This window comes from Streptomyces hokutonensis, assembly GCF_000376565.1.
Lineage (GTDB): Bacteria > Actinomycetota > Actinomycetes > Streptomycetales > Streptomycetaceae > Streptomyces > Streptomyces hokutonensis.
This window is the reverse complement of sequence record NZ_BARG01000021.1, coordinates 82,635-98,719: the sequence shown is the minus strand read 5'-3', so window position 1 is coordinate 98,719 and position 16,085 is coordinate 82,635. Positions and strand designations below refer to the sequence as shown.

General features: G+C 69.4%; 20 protein-coding genes. 16 read left to right on the top strand and 4 right to left on the bottom strand.

Annotated elements, in window-relative coordinates; genetic code table 11:
* Positions 1-12 precede the first annotated feature (12 nt).
* A complete protein-coding gene (locus tag SSP08S_RS10520) occupies positions 13-825 on the bottom strand; it encodes an AAC(3) family N-acetyltransferase (protein ID WP_019067548.1) in 813 nt (270 codons plus the stop codon).
* Positions 826-986: 161 nt separating this feature from the next.
* On the opposite strand from SSP08S_RS10520, the gene SSP08S_RS10515 reads away from it, so the two are divergent.
* The 9 genes from SSP08S_RS10515 to SSP08S_RS10475 are packed head-to-tail and all read left to right on the top strand — an operon-like array spanning position 987 to position 7,982.
* Positions 987-1,718 (top strand): helix-turn-helix transcriptional regulator, encoded by a 732-nt coding sequence (locus SSP08S_RS10515; RefSeq protein ID WP_019067547.1) that lies wholly within the window; start codon positions 987-989, stop codon positions 1,716-1,718.
* Entirely contained in the window at positions 1,715-3,139 is a 1,425-nt protein-coding gene (gene sufB / locus SSP08S_RS10510) for a Fe-S cluster assembly protein SufB (protein ID WP_019067546.1), read from the top strand. Before SSP08S_RS10515 ends, sufB begins: the two co-directional genes overlap by 4 nt.
* A gap of 57 nt (positions 3,140-3,196) precedes the next feature.
* Positions 3,197-4,381 carry a Fe-S cluster assembly protein SufD gene (gene sufD / locus SSP08S_RS10505; protein ID WP_019067545.1) on the top strand — a complete coding sequence of 395 codons (1,185 nt, stop codon included), beginning with the start codon at positions 3,197-3,199 and terminating at the stop codon, positions 4,379-4,381.
* A complete protein-coding gene (locus tag SSP08S_RS10500; protein ID WP_019067544.1) occupies positions 4,381-4,701 on the top strand; it encodes a bifunctional 3-phenylpropionate/cinnamic acid dioxygenase ferredoxin subunit in 321 nt (106 codons plus the stop codon). The genes sufD and SSP08S_RS10500 overlap by 1 nt, the downstream gene beginning before the upstream one ends.
* A 7-nt stretch (positions 4,702-4,708) precedes the next feature.
* Complete coding sequence (sufC, locus tag SSP08S_RS10495) at positions 4,709-5,473, top strand: Fe-S cluster assembly ATPase SufC (RefSeq protein WP_019067543.1); 765 nt, start codon at positions 4,709-4,711, stop codon at positions 5,471-5,473.
* The gene (locus SSP08S_RS10490) at positions 5,470-6,726 is read left to right on the top strand and encodes a cysteine desulfurase (protein WP_019067542.1); all 1,257 of its coding nucleotides are present in this window, start codon (positions 5,470-5,472) and stop codon (positions 6,724-6,726) included. Before sufC ends, SSP08S_RS10490 begins: the two co-directional genes overlap by 4 nt.
* Positions 6,727-6,744: 18 nt before the next feature.
* Complete coding sequence (gene sufU / locus SSP08S_RS10485; RefSeq protein ID WP_026178365.1) at positions 6,745-7,212, top strand: Fe-S cluster assembly sulfur transfer protein SufU; 468 nt, start codon at positions 6,745-6,747, stop codon at positions 7,210-7,212.
* A complete protein-coding gene (locus tag SSP08S_RS10480) occupies positions 7,209-7,541 on the top strand; it encodes a metal-sulfur cluster assembly factor (protein ID WP_019067540.1) in 333 nt (110 codons plus the stop codon). Before sufU ends, SSP08S_RS10480 begins: the two co-directional genes overlap by 4 nt.
* 48 nt (positions 7,542-7,589) lie before the next feature.
* Entirely contained in the window at positions 7,590-7,982 is a 393-nt protein-coding gene (locus SSP08S_RS10475; protein WP_019067539.1) for a VOC family protein, read from the top strand.
* Here SSP08S_RS10475 and SSP08S_RS10470 read toward each other — a convergent pair.
* Complete coding sequence (locus SSP08S_RS10470; protein ID WP_019067538.1) at positions 7,979-8,857, bottom strand: AbfB domain-containing protein; 879 nt, start codon at positions 8,855-8,857, stop codon at positions 7,979-7,981. The genes SSP08S_RS10475 and SSP08S_RS10470 overlap by 4 nt on opposite strands.
* Positions 8,858-9,146: 289 nt before the next feature.
* Between SSP08S_RS10470 and SSP08S_RS10465 the strand changes: the two genes are divergently transcribed.
* From SSP08S_RS10465 to dapD, 3 genes are all read left to right on the top strand, one after another.
* On the top strand, positions 9,147-9,467 hold the full coding sequence (locus SSP08S_RS10465) for a DMT family transporter (protein ID WP_019067537.1): 321 nt from the start codon (positions 9,147-9,149) through the stop codon (positions 9,465-9,467).
* Entirely contained in the window at positions 9,467-10,003 is a 537-nt protein-coding gene (locus tag SSP08S_RS10460) for a TetR/AcrR family transcriptional regulator (protein ID WP_019067536.1), read from the top strand. Before SSP08S_RS10465 ends, SSP08S_RS10460 begins: the two co-directional genes overlap by 1 nt.
* A 601-nt stretch (positions 10,004-10,604) precedes the next feature.
* On the top strand, positions 10,605-11,594 hold the full coding sequence (dapD, locus tag SSP08S_RS10455) for a 2,3,4,5-tetrahydropyridine-2,6-dicarboxylate N-succinyltransferase (RefSeq protein ID WP_019067535.1): 990 nt from the start codon (positions 10,605-10,607) through the stop codon (positions 11,592-11,594).
* A 65-nt stretch (positions 11,595-11,659) separates the two neighbouring features.
* Here dapD and SSP08S_RS10450 read toward each other — a convergent pair whose 3' ends face one another.
* Complete coding sequence (locus SSP08S_RS10450) at positions 11,660-12,166, bottom strand: hypothetical protein (protein WP_019067534.1); 507 nt, start codon at positions 12,164-12,166, stop codon at positions 11,660-11,662.
* 136 nt (positions 12,167-12,302) lie between these two features.
* Here SSP08S_RS10450 and SSP08S_RS10445 point away from each other — a divergent pair, with 136 nt between their 5' ends.
* Both SSP08S_RS10445 and SSP08S_RS10440 read left to right on the top strand, forming a co-directional pair.
* On the top strand, positions 12,303-12,860 hold the full coding sequence (locus SSP08S_RS10445) for a SigE family RNA polymerase sigma factor (protein WP_026178364.1): 558 nt from the start codon (positions 12,303-12,305) through the stop codon (positions 12,858-12,860).
* Positions 12,857-14,068 (top strand): hypothetical protein, encoded by a 1,212-nt coding sequence (locus tag SSP08S_RS10440; protein ID WP_019067532.1) that lies wholly within the window; start codon positions 12,857-12,859, stop codon positions 14,066-14,068. Before SSP08S_RS10445 ends, SSP08S_RS10440 begins: the two co-directional genes overlap by 4 nt.
* 27 nt (positions 14,069-14,095) lie before the next feature.
* On the opposite strand, the gene dapA is transcribed toward SSP08S_RS10440, so the two are convergent.
* Positions 14,096-15,001 (bottom strand): 4-hydroxy-tetrahydrodipicolinate synthase, encoded by a 906-nt coding sequence (gene dapA / locus SSP08S_RS10435; protein WP_026178363.1) that lies wholly within the window; start codon positions 14,999-15,001, stop codon positions 14,096-14,098.
* A 224-nt stretch (positions 15,002-15,225) separates the two neighbouring features.
* Here dapA and SSP08S_RS62495 point away from each other — a divergent pair, with 224 nt between their 5' ends.
* On the top strand, positions 15,226-15,363 hold the full coding sequence (locus SSP08S_RS62495) for a hypothetical protein (RefSeq protein ID WP_019067530.1): 138 nt from the start codon (positions 15,226-15,228) through the stop codon (positions 15,361-15,363).
* Positions 15,360-16,040, top strand: coding sequence for a hypothetical protein (locus SSP08S_RS10425; RefSeq protein ID WP_019067529.1), 681 nt, complete (start codon positions 15,360-15,362; stop codon positions 16,038-16,040). The genes SSP08S_RS62495 and SSP08S_RS10425 overlap by 4 nt, the downstream gene beginning before the upstream one ends.
* The last annotated feature ends 45 nt before the right edge of the window (positions 16,041-16,085 follow it).

The window sequence follows — 16,085 nt, the reverse complement described above, 5'->3', positions numbered from 1 at the left end:
GCGATCTGCGGGTCAGACGGGCGGGTGCAGGATCTCCTCCTCACGAGGGCGGTGCAGGGGCAGCCACCGCTCGGCGTAGGCCACGGCGTCGCCCACGGGGAACAGCCGTACGTCGGCCGCGCCCGCCTTTCCGCGGACGACGGGACGGTCCCGTTCGAAGTCGTGGCCCAGTTCGTCGAAGCGGTCGGAGGAGATCGACACCTCGGTCACCGTCTCCCAGCCGTCCGGACCGGGGCGGCCCAGCTCGACCAGCGGGGACGGGACGCGGTACTCGGCGAGATGGAAGCTCGTACAGGCGTCGTAGCCCGCGCCGAGCAGCAGCACGCGTGCGTGCAGGCCCTCCAGGCGCGCCAGCGGGCTGCGCTCGCCGAGCCGGCAGTCGAGGGCGTGGCCGTCGAGGATCTCGGCGGCGTGCGGGCCGATCGCCGCGAAGGAGGTCTGCGGGTGCGCGGAGCGCAGGGCACCGGGCCAGGTGCGGACGGTCTCCGGAACGACGCCCACGCCGAGCGAGGGCGTGACGAGGGGGTCGTAGGACGGCATGGAGGCGCGGATGGCGGGCCACCATTCGCGGGGGACCGGCGGGTTTCCCCAGTGGGCCGGGTCCGAGAGGTCGCCGGTCTGGGTGGGGACCACGAGGGTGCCGGTCGGGCCGAGGGTGTCGAGGAGTCCCTGGACGACCGACACGGCGCCTCCGCAGACCCATCCGAGGGAGCTCAGGGAGGTGTGTGCGAGGAGGATCTCGCCGGGGCGCACGCCTGCCTCGCGCAGGTCTGCGGCGAGGCTGTCCCGGGTGACAAGTGGGCCGGTGGGAGGGGGTGCGGGCATGGTCCTGGAGTCTCCCGGTAGGGGGTCGTCGGCGCCACCCGATTGATCGATCAAAGATCGTTTCCGCAGGTCAGATTAGGTATACCTAAGTGACGCAGCGCACCGCCGGGTGGCCGGGGCGCGGGTTGCCTGCCTCTGAGGAATTACGCAACAATGGCGTTGTGAAAAACGTTGGCGAGGCTCCGCAGGAGGAACTCGCGACCGGTGAGCGGTCCACCCGCAACCGTGTCGCGCGCTCCATCCTGGACCACGGCCCGTCGACCGTGGCCGACCTCGCCGGCCGGCTGGGGCTGACCCAGGCCGCCGTACGTCGTCATCTCGACGCACTCGTCGCCGACGACGTCGTGGAAGCACGTGAGCAGCGGGTCTACGGAGCGCGTACGCGCGGCCGGCCCGCCAAGGTGTTCGCCCTGACCGACTGCGGCCGGGACGCCTTCGACCAGTCCTACGACAAGCTCGCCGCCGACGCGCTGCGCTGGATCGCCACGCACAGCGGCGGGGACGAGGCGGTCGTCGCCTTCGCCCGCGACCGCATGGCCGCCCAGGCCATCGCCTACCGCAAGGTCGTCGAGGCCGCCGCCCCCGAGGACCGCGCGGAAGCGCTGGCCAAGGCCCTGAGCGCGGACGGGTACGCTGCTACGGCGCGTAGCGCACCGGTCGGTGAGCAGCTCTGCCAGCACCACTGCCCGGTCGCCCATGTCGCCGAGCAGTTCCCGCAACTGTGCGAGGCGGAGACAGAGCTCTTCTCCCAGCTGCTCGGCACTCATGTCCAGCGACTGGCGACCATCGCCCACGGCGACGGTGTGTGCACCACGTTCATCCCAAAGATTTCCAAGACCGTCTCTGATCTACCCAACGCATCTGCAAGTACCGCCGGGAGGAACCCCGCATGACGCTCCCCATCGAGGAGACTGCCCACCCCGAGCTCGAGGGTCTGGGTACGTACGAATACGGCTGGGCCGACTCCGACGTGGCCGGTGCCTCCGCCAAGCGCGGCATCAACGAGGACGTCGTCCGGGACATCTCCGGCAAGAAGAGCGAGCCGGAGTGGATGACCAAGCTCCGCCTCAAGGGCCTGCGCCTGTTCGAGAAGAAGCCCATGCCGAACTGGGGCTCCGACCTCTCCGGCATCGACTTCGACAACATCAAGTACTTCGTGCGCTCCACGGAGAAGCAGGCGGAGTCCTGGGAGGACCTGCCCGAGGACATCAAGAACACGTACGACAAGCTCGGCATCCCCGAGGCGGAGAAGCAGCGCCTCGTCGCCGGTGTCGCCGCGCAGTACGAGTCCGAGGTCGTCTACCACCAGATCCGTGAGGACCTGGAGGAGCAGGGCGTCATCTTCCTCGACACCGACACCGCGCTGAAGGAGCACCCGGAGCTCTTCAAGGAGTACTTCGGCACCGTCATCCCGGTCGGCGACAACAAGTTCGCGTCGCTCAACACGGCCGTGTGGTCCGGCGGTTCCTTCATCTACGTCCCCAAGGGCGTGCACGTCGAGATCCCGCTCCAGGCCTACTTCCGCATCAACACGGAGAACATGGGCCAGTTCGAGCGGACCCTGATCATCGTCGACGAGGGTGCCTATGTGCACTACGTCGAGGGCTGTACGGCGCCGATCTACAAGTCGGACTCGCTGCACTCCGCGGTCGTCGAGATCATCGTCAAGAAGAACGCCCGCTGCCGTTACACGACCATCCAGAACTGGTCGAACAACGTCTACAACCTGGTCACCAAGCGCGCCGTCGCCTACGAGGGCGCGACCATGGAGTGGATCGACGGCAACATCGGCTCCAAGGTGACGATGAAGTACCCGGCCGTCTACCTGATGGGCGAGCACGCCAAGGGCGAGACCCTCTCCATCGCCTTCGCGGGCGAGGGCCAGCACCAGGACGCCGGCTCCAAGATGGTCCACATGGCGCCGAACACCTCCTCCAACATCGTGTCGAAGTCCGTGGCCCGTGGTGGCGGCCGTACGTCCTACCGCGGTCTCGTCGAGATCGGCGAGGGCGCCCACGGCTCCAAGTCGAACGTGCTGTGCGACGCGCTGCTCGTCGACACGATCTCCCGCTCGGACACGTACCCGTACGTCGACGTCCGCGAGGACGACGTCTCCATGGGCCACGAGGCGACCGTCTCCAAGGTCTCCGAGGACCAGCTCTTCTACCTGATGAGCCGCGGTCTGACCGAGTTCGAGGCGATGGCGATGATCGTGCGCGGCTTCGTCGAGCCGATCGCGAAGGAGCTGCCCATGGAGTACGCCCTCGAGCTCAACCGGCTGATCGAGCTGCAGATGGAAGGCGCGGTCGGCTGACCCCGCCCCCTCGGTCAGCACACTTCTTGACTTCAGAAAGCGAGCACTACGACAGCCATGGCTGAGGCTCAGAACTCCACGGTGGGGTCCTCCACCACCGCCGGATCGATCGCGGTGGCCGCCGAGTCGACCGTCGCCACGCGCATGAGCGCGCCCCCCTCCTTCGACGTGGCGGACTTCCCGGTCCCCCACGGCCGCGAGGAGGAGTGGCGGTTCACCCCGCTGGAGCGCCTGCGCGGGCTGCACGACGGCACCGCGGTCGCCACCGGCGACGGCGTGAAGGTCGCCATCGGTACCCCGGAAGGGGTCACCGTGGAGACCGTCGGCCGTGACGACGCGCGGCTCGGCAAGGCCGGCACCCCGGTGGACCGCGTGGCCGCCCAGGCCTACTCGTCCTTCGAGAAGGCCTCGGTCGTCACCGTCCCCAAGGAGACGGTCCTCACCGAGCCGATCCGCATCGTCGTGCACGGCGAGGGCGGGGTCGCCTACGGCCACCAGGTCGTCGAGCTCGGAGCCTTCGCCGAGGCCGTCGTCGTCATCGACCACACCGGTGACGCGGTCCTCGCCGCCAACGTCGACTACATCCTCGGCGACGGCGCCAAGCTGACCGTCGTCTCCGTCCAGGACTGGGACGACAAGGCCGTGCACGTCGGCCAGCACAACGCCCTGATCGGCCGGGACGCCACCTTCAAGTCGTTCGTCGTCACCTTCGGCGGCGACCTCGTACGCCTGCACCCGCGCGTGGCCTACGCCGGACCCGGCGGCGAGGCCGAGCTGTTCGGCCTGTACTTCACGGACGCCGGCCAGCACCAGGAGCACCGCCTCCTGGTCGACCACAACGTCCCGCACTGCAAGTCCAACGCCATCTACAAGGGCGCGCTCCAGGGCGAGGGTGCCCACGCGGTGTGGATCGGTGACGTGCTCATCGAGGCCAAGGCCGAGGGCACCGACACGTACGAGATGAACCGCAACCTCGTGCTGACCGACGGCGCCCGCGTCGACTCCGTGCCGAACCTGGAGATCGAGACCGGCGAGATCGTCGGCGCCGGACACGCCTCCGCGACCGGCCGCTTCGACGACGAGCAGCTCTTCTACCTGATGGCCCGCGGCATCCCCGCCGACGACGCCCGACGCCTGGTGGTCCGCGGCTTCTTCGCCGAACTGGTCCAGCAGATCGGTGTCGCCGACATCCAGGAGCGGCTGCTGGAGAAGATCGACGCGGAGCTGGAGGCGTCGGTCTGATGTCGGCCTTCCTGCGCGCCTGCGCGCTGAGCGAGCTGGAGGAGGACACCCCGAAACGGGTGGAACTCGACGGCACGCCGGTCTCGGTCGTGAAGACCGAGGGGGAGGTGTTCGCCATCAACGACATCTGCTCGCACGCGAACGTCTCGCTCTCCGAGGGCGAGGTGGAGGACTGCCAGATCGAGTGCTGGCTGCACGGCTCCGCGTTCGACCTGCGCACCGGCAAGCCGTCCGGCCTCCCCGCCACCCGCCCCGTACCCGTATACCCCGTAAAGATCGAAGGGGACGACGTGTTCGTCTCCCTCACCCAGGAGTCCTGAGGAACCCATGGCAACGCTTGAAATCCACGACCTGCACGTCACCGTCGAGGCCGACAACGCCACGAAGGAGATCCTCAAGGGCGTCGACCTCACCGTGAAGCAGGGCGAGACCCACGCCATCATGGGCCCGAACGGCTCCGGCAAGTCGACCCTCGCCTACTCGCTCGCGGGCCACCCCAAGTACACGATCACCAGCGGCACCGTCACCCTCGACGGCGAGGACGTCCTGGAGATGTCCGTCGACGAGCGCGCCCGCGCCGGCCTGTTCCTCGCGATGCAGTACCCGGTCGAGGTCCCCGGTGTGTCCGTCTCCAACTTCCTCCGTACGTCCGCCACCGCCATCCGCGGTGAGGCCCCCAAGCTGCGTACGTGGGTGAAGGAGGTCAAGGAGACCATGGAGCGCCTCTCCATGGACCCGGCCTTCGCCGAGCGCAACGTCAACGAGGGCTTCTCCGGCGGTGAGAAGAAGCGCCACGAGATCCTTCAGCTGGAGCTGCTCAAGCCGAAGATCGCGATCCTCGACGAGACGGACTCCGGCCTGGACGTCGACGCCCTGCGCGTCGTCTCCGAGGGCGTCAACCGCGTCCGCGAGACCGGCGAGGTCGGCACCCTGCTGATCACGCACTACACGCGCATCCTGCGCTACATCAAGCCCGACTTCGTGCACGTCTTCTCCGGCGGCAAGATCGTCGAGTCCGGCGGCGCCGAACTGGCCGACAAGCTGGAGAACGAGGGCTACGAGGCTTACACGAAGGGTGGCGTATCAGCGTGACGCAGTTGCCGGGCCTCCTCGACACCGAGGCGATCCGCAAGGACTTCCCCATCCTGGACCGCACGGTCCACGACGGCCGGAAGCTTGTGTACCTGGACAACGCGGCGACCTCGCAGAAGCCGCGCCAGGTGCTGGACGCCCTGAACGAGTACTACGAGCGCTACAACGCCAACGTCCACCGCGGTGTGCATGTGCTCGCCGAGGAGGCCACGGCGCTGTACGAGGGCGCGCGGGACAAGGTCGCCGCGTTCATCAACGCGCCCTCCCGCGACGAGGTGATCTTCACCAAGAACGCCTCCGAGTCGCTCAACCTCGTCGCGAACATGCTGGGCTGGGCCGACGAGCCCTACCGCGTGGACCACGAGACCGAGATCGTCATCACGGAGATGGAGCACCACTCCAACATCGTGCCGTGGCAGCTGCTCTCGCAGCGCACGGGCGCGAAGCTGAAGTGGTTCGGCCTCACGGACGACGGCCGGCTGGACCTCTCGAACATAGACGAGATCATCACCGAGAAGACGAAGATCGTCTCCTTCGTGCTGGTCTCCAACATCCTCGGCACCGTCAACCCGGTCGAGAAGATCGTGCGCCGTGCGCAGGAGGTCGGGGCCCTGGTCCTGATCGACGCCTCGCAGGCCGCCCCGCACATGCCGCTGGACGTGCAGGCCCTCCAGGCCGACTTCGTGGCCTTCACCGGCCACAAGATGTGCGGCCCGACGGGCATCGGCGTCCTCTGGGGCCGTCAGGAGCTCCTTGAGGACCTCCCGCCGTTCCTCGGCGGCGGCGAGATGATCGAGACCGTGTCGATGCACTCGTCGACGTACGCCCCCGCCCCGCACAAGTTCGAGGCGGGCACCCCGCCGATCGCGCAGGCGGTCGGTCTCGGTGCGGCGATCGACTACCTGTCGGCGATCGGCATGGACAAGATCCTCGCCCATGAGCACGCGCTGACCGAGTACGCGGTCAAGCGCCTGCTGGACGTCCCCGACCTGAAGATCATCGGCCCCACCACGGCCGAGGACCGGGGCGCGGCGATCTCCTTCACGCTCGGCGACATCCACCCGCACGACGTGGGTCAGGTCCTCGACGAGGAGGGCATCGCGGTACGTGTCGGACACCACTGCGCACGGCCCGTCTGCCTGCGCTACGGAATTCCTGCGACCACGCGAGCGTCGTTCTATCTGTACTCCACGCCGGCCGAGATCGACGCACTGGTCGACGGCTTGGAGCACGTACGGAACTTCTTCGGTTAAGGGACGTGAGCTGAGACCGTGAAGCTTGATTCGATGTACCAGGAAGTCATCCTGGACCACTACAAGCACCCGCACGGGCGGGGCTTGCGGGATGGCGACGCCGAGGTGCACCACGTCAACCCGACGTGCGGCGACGAGATCACGCTGCGCGTGAAGTACGACGGCGAGCAGATCACCGACATCTCCTACGAGGGTCAGGGCTGCTCCATCAGCCAGGCCTCGGCCTCCGTACTGAACGACCTCCTCGTCGGCAAGGAGCTGTCCGAGGCGCGGAAGATCCAGGAGACCTTCCTGGAGCTGATGCAGTCCAAGGGCCGCATCGAGCCCGACGACGACATGGAGGAGGTGCTGGAGGACGCGGTCGCGTTCGCCGGTGTCTCCAAGTACCCGGCACGGGTGAAGTGCGCCCTCCTCAGCTGGATGGCGTGGAAGGACGCGACGGCCCAGGCCCTGGGCGGAGCCGAAGCCGAAAGGAAGACGGCATGAGCGAGACCATCGAGATCAAGCCCGCCTCCGAGGAGGAGGTCCGCGAGGCCCTGCTCGACGTGGTCGACCCCGAACTGGGCATCGACGTCGTCAACCTCGGCCTCATCTACGGCGTGCACATCGACGACGCGAACATCGCGACCATCGACATGACGCTGACCTCGGCGGCCTGCCCGCTGACGGACGTCATCGAGGACCAGGCCAAGTCCGCCACGGACGGCCTCGTCAACGAGCTCCGTATCAACTGGGTCTGGATGCCGCCGTGGGGCCCGGACAAGATCACGGACGACGGCCGCGAGCAGCTCCGCGCGCTGGGCTTCAACGTCTGAGCCCTCGGGTTCTTTCAGGTTCATCGGAAACGGCCATACCTTTCGGGTATGGCCGTTTCGCTGCATCACGTAGTCATCGACACACACGATCTGCCGGGCCTGGCCCGCTTCTGGTGCGCGGTGCTCGACTGGCGGATCCTGTCCGAGAAGGAACGCGAAGTCGTCATCGGCCCGGGGGAGTTCGCGGAGACCGGCATCTGCTTCATGCCGGTGAGCGACCCGAAGACCGCCAAGAACCGACTCCACTTCGACCTCGCCCCCGACGACCAGGACGCCGAGGTGGAGAGGATCCTCGCGCTGGGTGCGCGGCGGGTCGACATCGGGCAGAGCGAGACCGTGGGCTGGGTGGTCCTCGCCGACCCGGAGGGCAACGAGTTCTGTGTGCTGCGGCCCAAGGCCTCGCTGATCGCCTTTCGTGAAGTGACCGTCCAGGGGCCCTAGTTGAGCCCCGCCACCAGCTGGAACGCCGAGTCCGCCCAGTACTGGCTGCTGTTCTGGTACTGGTCCAGCTTGAGCTGGAAGTTCTGGTGGCGCAGGAAACGGCCCGGGTAGTTGACCGACTCCAGCATCACCGCGCCCGAGTAGGGCGACGTGCGGGGGCAGAAGGTGGCGTCCTGCTTGAAGAGGGACGAGCCGTCGTTGCGTTCCGCGCGGAGGATGAAGTTGCGGTGGCGGAGATAGCTGCCGTCGGCCGTCGTGAACGAGTAACAGGAGCTCTTGGCCAGGCCCTTGACCACTTTGAAGGTCGAGGCGCGGCGGGCCGCGGTGGAACCGGCCGGGTTGAGCTTCACGTAGTCGCCGCTCACCTGCCAGTACCGGTCCGGGTAGTTGACCGAACGGACCGACTTCCAGGCGGACGAGGAACTCGACGAGCCGCCCGACCCGGACGATCCCCCCGAGCCCGACGAGGACGAACCGCCCTGCGACGACGCCGACTTGGACGGCGCGGGCGCCTTCGAGGAGGGCGTGGAGCCCTGCTCCGAGGCGGTGGCCGACGAGGAGGGTGACTTCTTGGCGGCCGGTGTGTGCGCGCCGGGCGCGGGCGTGCCCGTCTTCGACGGCGAGGCGAAGGAGAGCAGCCCCGGACCCTCCGCTCCGATCGACGACGGGTCCGTCGCCGCCTTGGTGCGAGGCGTGTCGTCAGATTGCTTGTCCGTGATGACGATCGCCGTGGCGCACACGGCGATCGTGGTGAGAGCGAGCGCCCCGGCCAGCCAGAGCCGGCGGGTTCCGGGGGCCCGGGAGGTGTCGGGGGCCCAGCCGTTCTCCCATGAGGTGGGATGCGGGGGAGGGTGCTGGGATGTGTTGTCTGGCATGCGCTGTTCCTCCAGCGGAGCCCATGGCGACGGCCGTGGCCGTGAAAACCAGGTGAGTGAACGGTGAAACAGTAGTGGAGCGAGAGGGCTGTGAGCAGCCGTTTCAGTGAGCGGTTTCTATCAGTTCCGGGCCCGGCGTGCGACGTATGGGACTTCACCCCTCATTCCCAGTGCTCTTTTGTCGACTCCGTGTGGAACACGGCTACTTGGACCAGCCTCGCGCCCCGGCCGAAGAGCTGCCGCCGTCAGGGGCCGACCGCTCCGTCCGCCGTTATGTACACTCGTACACATGGGATTCCTGATGCTCCTCACGGCGATCGCCGCGGAGGTGGGCGGCACCACCGCCATGAAGTTCAGCCACGGCTTCAGCCGGCTGTGGCCGTCGGTCCTCACGGTCGTCGGATACGTGCTCTCCTTCGCCCTGCTCGCGCAGACCCTGAAGTCCATGTCGGTCGGTACGGCCTACGCGATCTGGGCGGGCCTCGGCACCGCCGCCATCGTGGCCATCGGGACGGTGTTCCTGGGCGAGGGGATGACCTTCGCGAAGGCCGCCGGTATCTCGCTGATCATCATCGGGGTGGTCGTCCTCAACCTGGGCGGTGCGCACTGATGGCCCGGCGCTACGACCCCGAGCGGCGCCAGCGGATCATCGACGCGGCGATCCGGGTCGTAGGGCAGAAGGGCATCGCGGGACTCAGCCACCGCTCCGTCGCCGCCGAGGCCGACGTCCCGCTCGGCTCGACGACGTACCACTTCACGACCCTCGACGAACTCATGGTCGCCGCACTGCGCCAGGCCAACGAGGGCTTCGCCAAGGTGATCGCCGCGCGCGGCGGCCTGGAGGACCCGCACACCGACCTGGCCGGGGAGTTGGCCGGCTGGATGGGCGAGTGGCTCGCGGGCGACCGCACGGGCGTCGAGCTCGAGTACGAGCTGTACCTCGCCGCCCTGCGCCGCCCCGCCCTGCGCCCCGTCGCCGACGAGTGGGCCCGCGACCTCGCCGACCAACTGTCCCGCCGCACGGACCCGGTGACCGCGCGGGCCCTGGTCGCACTGATGGACGGCATCTGTCTCCAGGTACTGCTGACGGACGCGGCGTACGACGAGGGGTATGCGCGGGAGGTGTTGGGGCGGGTGATTCCCTGAGGGGAGGTGTGAGGCGGGAGGCGGGGAGATGGGTGGCGGGCGCATGGCGACGGGTGACTGGTGATCGCCGCGCGGCGACCCGTGGCCGTCGGCGGGAGACCGGGGCGTAGTGACTGGTGACCGTCGCGTGGTGACCCGCGGTTGTCGGCTGGAGGTTTGGGCGTGGTGATGGGTGGCCGTCGCGTGGCGATCTGCGGTTGTCGGCTGGAGGTTTGGGCGTGGTGATGGGTGGCCGTCGCGTGGTGACCCGCGGTTGTCGGCTGGAGGTTTGGGCGTGGTGATGGGTGGCCGTCGCGTGGCGATCTGCGGCTGTCGGCCGCAGACCTGGGCGTGGCGATCGGTGACCGCCGCCCGGCGACCCGGGGCCGTCGGCCTGAGACCTGCGTGTGGCCCGTGACCTGTTGCTGCGACGTAGCGCGACCCGCGCTCCGGTACCCGCATTAATCGCGCCCCGGGCCGACCCGCGCCGCCCTGCCTACGCCCCGTCAGCCGCTCCCGCCGACCGTGGCGCGGGCCGTGCCGCGGCCCCGTGCGTGTCGTTCCCTGAGACGCCCCGTGGACGAGTTGGTCCCCGCCGCCCCCTCCAGGTTAGGTTTCCCTCATGACCGACACGACCGCACCTCGCACCACCGGCGCCGTTGCCGCCGGCCTCGCCACCGTCACCGCCGACGGAACCGTCCTCGACACCTGGTTCCCCGCGCCCGAGCTGTCCGCCGAACCCGGCCCCGCCGGTACCGAGCGGCTGTCCGCCGAGCGTGCCGTGGAGCTGCTCGGCGAGGGTGCGGCGAAGGCGATCGGTCCCGACGCCCGCCGCGGCGTCGAAGTGATCGCGGTCCGCACGGTCATCGCCTCCCTCGACGACAAGCCGCTCGACGCGCACGACGTCTACCTGCGCCTGCACCTCCTCTCGCACCGCCTGGTCAAGCCGCACGGCCAGAGCCTGGACGGCATGTTCGGCTTCCTCGCCAACGTCGCCTGGACCTCGCTCGGCCCGGTCGCGGTCGACGACGTGGAGAAGGTCCGGCTGAACGCCCGCGCCGAGGGTCTGCACCTCCAGGTGACGTCGATCGACAAGTTCCCGCGCATGACGGACTACGTGGCCCCGAAGGGCGTCCGCATCGCCGACGCCGACCGGGTCCGCCTCGGCGCGCACCTCGCCGAGGGCACGACGGTCATGCACGAGGGCTTCGTGAACTTCAACGCCGGCACGCTCGGCACGTCGATGGTCGAGGGCCGGATCTCCGCCGGTGTCGTGGTCGGCGACGGCTCGGACATCGGTGGCGGCGCGTCCACGATGGGCACGCTGTCCGGCGGCGGCAACGTCCGCATCACCATCGGCGAGCGCTGCCTCGTCGGCGCCGAGGCCGGCGTCGGCATCGCGCTCGGCGACGAATGCGTCGTCGAGGCCGGCCTCTACGTCACCGCCGGCACCCGTGTCACCATGCCCGACGGCCAGATCGTCAAGGCCCGCGAACTCTCCGGCGCCTCCAACATCCTCTTCCGCCGCAACTCGGTCACCGGCACGGTCGAGGCCCGCCCGAACAACGCGGTCTGGGGCGGCCTGAACGAAATCCTGCACAGCCACAACTAGCGGTGCGGTGACGTGAGTCGAGCGCCCTTCCGGTCACCGGGAGGGCGCTCGACATGTATCGGGGCTCATGTCCGCACGGTCGCCGCGAACCCCGCCAGTGCCGTGAAGTCCCCCTCGCGCAGCCCGAGTCGGGGGTTCACATGGTGCAGCAGCGCCGGGCCGGGGTGGCGGGCGGTCACGAAGTCGCCGTCCAGCGGGCTCTGTTCGTCGTCCACCCAGGCGAAGGGGCGGCCCTCGGCGTACACCACGATCGCCTCGGTCTTCCAGTGCACACCGTCGGGCCGTTCGGCGAACAGCGCGTCGCCGAAGTCGACGTAGGGCAGCTCGGGCAGGCCGACGACCGGGGCGATCCAGTGGTTCGCGGCGGCCATCCAGGTGGTCGCCCAGCACAGGTCGTAGCCGAGGCCGAGAAGTGCCGGGCCGTGGGAGGGGTTCAGCCAGACGCGGAGCGGAGGGCCCGGACGCACGGTGGCCCTGATCGTCGTATAGCCGTCCGGGCGGCGCTCCGGCTGGGCGGCGTACGGGTTGAGGGGGCCGTCGACGTCGAGGAACAGCAGGGGGCGGCGGCTCATGCGGCCACCGTAGGGGAGCGGTGGCGCGGAGTGGGTGGAAATTTCTTGGGCCGGCAGGCATAGCCACGCGGTCCCGTGAGCGTCACCAGGAATACAGGGGCGGGGCACGGGCACCGCCGGGGAAGAGAAGGTGACGATGAATGCCGAAGGGCTGGAGAGTTTCCGGGACTTCGTGGACAGCAGATCGTCGGCCCTGCTGAAGACGGCCGTGCTGCTCTGCGGGGGAGACCGGCACGCGGGGGAGGACCTGCTGCAGAACGCTCTGGCCAAGGCCGCCGGACGGTGGCAGCGGATCGACGAACCCGAGGCCTACGTACGGCGGATCCTCTACCGCCAGCAGGTCAGCCGCTGGCGGCTGAAGTGGCGAAGACGCGAGGTCAGCGTCGCCGAACCGCCCGAGGCGGGCGCGGCGCCCGACGCCGCGTCGGCGGCCGAACTGCGCCTGGTGATGCGCGAGGCGCTGTCCAGGCTCACCGCGCGCCAGCGCACCGTGCTCGTGCTGCGCTACTTCGAGGACCTGCCGGAGGCAGACGTGGCCCGTCTTCTCGGCTGCTCCGTCGGCACCGTACGGTCCACCACCCACCGTTCCCTGGCCCGACTGCGCGTGCTCGCACCGGAGTTGGCCGCCCTCGGCCCGGCCGATGGCGAGGAACTGCCGTCCCGTGACTTCTCGCCCGCGGAGGTGCGTCCATGAACATCGAGGAACTGGTGCGCGACTCCCTGCGCGAGCAGGCCTCCGGGCAGGCGTCGCCGGCGACGGGCTTCGCCGACCGGGTGCTGGCCGTCCGCCGTCGCCGTATCCGCAGGCTCGCGTCCGTCGCCGCCGCCACGGCCGCCGTGGTCGCGGTCGCGGTGTCCGTGCCGCTGCTGGAGTCGGGCCGGACCGACGTACGTCCCGCCGAGGTGATCGACGGGACCGTGGCGCACCCCGACCAGTGGCTGCCGCGCGACATGATCGCGGCCGGCCGGACGGTGCTCGCCGCGTACTACACGGAGCAGACCGTGCCGACGACCCCCTATCGGGGAGTCGCCAGGCGCACCTACTGGCTGCTCGACCCGCAGACGGAGAAGTACCACATGATCAGCGGGTTCTCCCACGTCGCCATCGCGCCCGGAATGCGCACCGCCGCGGTGCTGGAGCAGAGCCTGCCCACCCACCGGATCGGGATCCTCGACCTCACGACGGGGAAGATCCAGCGGTGGATCAAGGTCCAGCACGGGGTCGGCGGCCTCGCGTTCTCACGCGACGGCAGCAAACTCCTCGCGACGACATACAGCGAGAACCCCGATGTGCGCGCGCCCTCGACGGTCAACGAGAAGACCGGGGAGTGGTCCTGGCAGGGGCCGTTGGGTTCGCCCCGCGACGGTTTCTACGTCCTCGACGCCGTCTCCGGAACCGGCCGGTGGAGCTCCGTCCCGTCCGGCCGCGAGATCAACGGCCGTGAGGACTTCGCCTTCAGCCGGACCGGCGAGCAGGTGTTCTCGCGGATCGTCGGGGGCCGGGACGGTCTCCAGCAGTTCTACGACCTCGACGGCAACAGGATCGCCGCGCCCGCGAACGAGAAGTACCTGCGGTCCGACGTCGACGCGCGGCTGTCCCCGAACGGCAGGCTGGCCGCCCTCGGCCTGACGAAGGAGGTGGGCGGATCCCCCGGAAAGTCGTACTCCTCGATCCGTGATCCGCTCACCGGCAAGGAGATCACCAAGGTCCGTGGCGCCCAACTGCTCGCCTGGGCCGACGACAAGCACCTCATCGCCTGGGAGCGGACCACGAGCCTGGATGCGCCGTACGTGCCCCGGCTCGTGCTGGTCACGATCGGCAGCGACGAGGTCGTACCCCTCAGCGGCCCGTACAAGAACATCGGGAAGGTCGTCTGGAAACCCGTCTTCGCCGAGCGGTGACGACCGCGCGCGGGAACGGGCACGGGGTCAGCCGGCCACGAACTCCTCGTACGCCGCCACCAGCCCGTCGGTCGCCTCGCGGCCGGCGGGCCGCAGCGGTGCCCGGACCGAACCACCGGGCAGGCCGAGGGAGTTGAGGAGTGCCTTCGCGGTCACGGTGCCGGGCAGTCCCGCCGCCATCATCAACTCGATGAGGGGCGTGGCGCGTTGCTGGAGGCGGGCGGACACGGGGGTGTCGCCCGCCTCGAACGCGTCGAGGATCGCGCGGAGTTGAGCGGGCACGACATTCGCGACCGTGCTCACGTACCCCGTCGCGCCCACCGCGTACAGCGCCAGAATGTGTTCGTCGCAGCCCGCGTAGTACGCCAAGTCGGTCCGGTCCAGCACCTTTTGGGTGCCGAGGAAGTCGTAGGAGCAGTCCTTGACCGCCACGATCCGGGGGTGCTCGGCGAGCCGGATCATGGTCTCCGGTTCGATACGGGTCCCGGTGCGGCCCGGGATGTCGTAGAGCACGAGAGGCAGTCCGGAGGCGTCGGCGACCTCGCGGAAGTGGGCCTCCAGGGCGTCCTGCGGGGGCCTGCTGTAGTACGGCGAGACCACCAACACCCCGTCCGCGCCCGCCTTTTCGGCCTGCAGGGCGAGTTCGACGGTGTGCCGGGTGTCGAAGGTGCCCACGCCCGAGACGAGCGGGACGCCGTCGCCGACGGCCTCGCGGACGGCCGTGACGAGCGCCGCCTTCTCCGTGTCGGTCGTGGTCGGCGACTCACCGGTCGTCCCGGACAGCACGAGCCCGTCGCACCCCTCCGACACCAGCCGTACGGCGAGGAGTTGGGCCCCGTCGAGGTCGAGCGCACCCGACTCGGTGAAGGGAGTGATCATCGCGCAGAGAGCACGGCCGAAAGGGGACGGGGCAGAGGTCGCGGGGTTCGTCATGGAAGTAGTCTCGGCAGAGCGACAGTGAAGCTCCACTTAAATTTCCTACAGGGTATTGATAAGGGATGCTGCGGAATGGCTGAAGCGGGCAGGACCGACGAGCCCGGGGCGGCCGCTCCCCCCAGCCCGAGGCCCTATGTCCAATTGGCCCCTTCATGGGTCACCATGGCCAGGAAGGTCACCGGCGTGGGACGTTCATCCACCCCCTGGTCACGGGAGGCGTCATGAAGCTCGGCAAGGCACTGGCCACCGGAGTCGCCGAGGAGCGGCCGCAGATCCGCCACGAGGAAGTCGAACTCCCGGAGAACATCGCGGAGTTCACGGAGGAGAAGGCGCCCGAAGAGGTTCCGGCCGCCCGATGAGACTGCGGCTCCCCGAGGAACGCCCGACGGAGCCGCCGACCGGATTCAAGATCGCCCACCCGGTGCTGTCCCAGGACGGCAACCGGGCCGGGTTCACCGGTGTGTCGCTGGGCGGCGCGCTGCCGTACGGAGTCGTGGCCGACGCGTCCTGCGTCTACGGCCGGCGGCACCGTTCGCCCGCGCGCCGCTGCGACTGCGGCTTCCACTGTGTGCACGAACGGACGGCTGCCGAGGCCCTGTTGTGCACCGCCGAGCACCGCGAGGCGGTCCTCCTCGACATCACCGTCCTCGGCCCCTACATCCGTTTCGAACGCGGCTTCCGCTACGCCCGCCAGCGCGTCCGCACCGCCACCGTCGGCCCCTGCGCCTGCGGCGCCCGGGCCGTCGCACTCGCCGACGCGGGCTGGGGCAGGCCGGGTTGGCGCGCCCTCGCCGCCGCGTGCGCGGGGTGCGTGCGGGGGCGTACGTCCGTCTCGCTCGCGGCGTTCGCGCGGCTGGCCGGGGACGGGCTGCGGGTGGCGGCGGGGAGCGTCGGGACAGTGGCGACCGTCGACCCCGGACTGCCCGAGGGACTCGGCGTGCCCGAACTCGTCGCGGAGGCGGCCCTGTTGCAGGCGCGGCTGGACTGGTTCCAGAGTCGGCTGGCGCGGTTGGAGGGGGGTACAGCACAGCAGTAGTCCGGGTCTTGACCTCAACTTTGGTCGAGGTTGAAGGCTGATCGG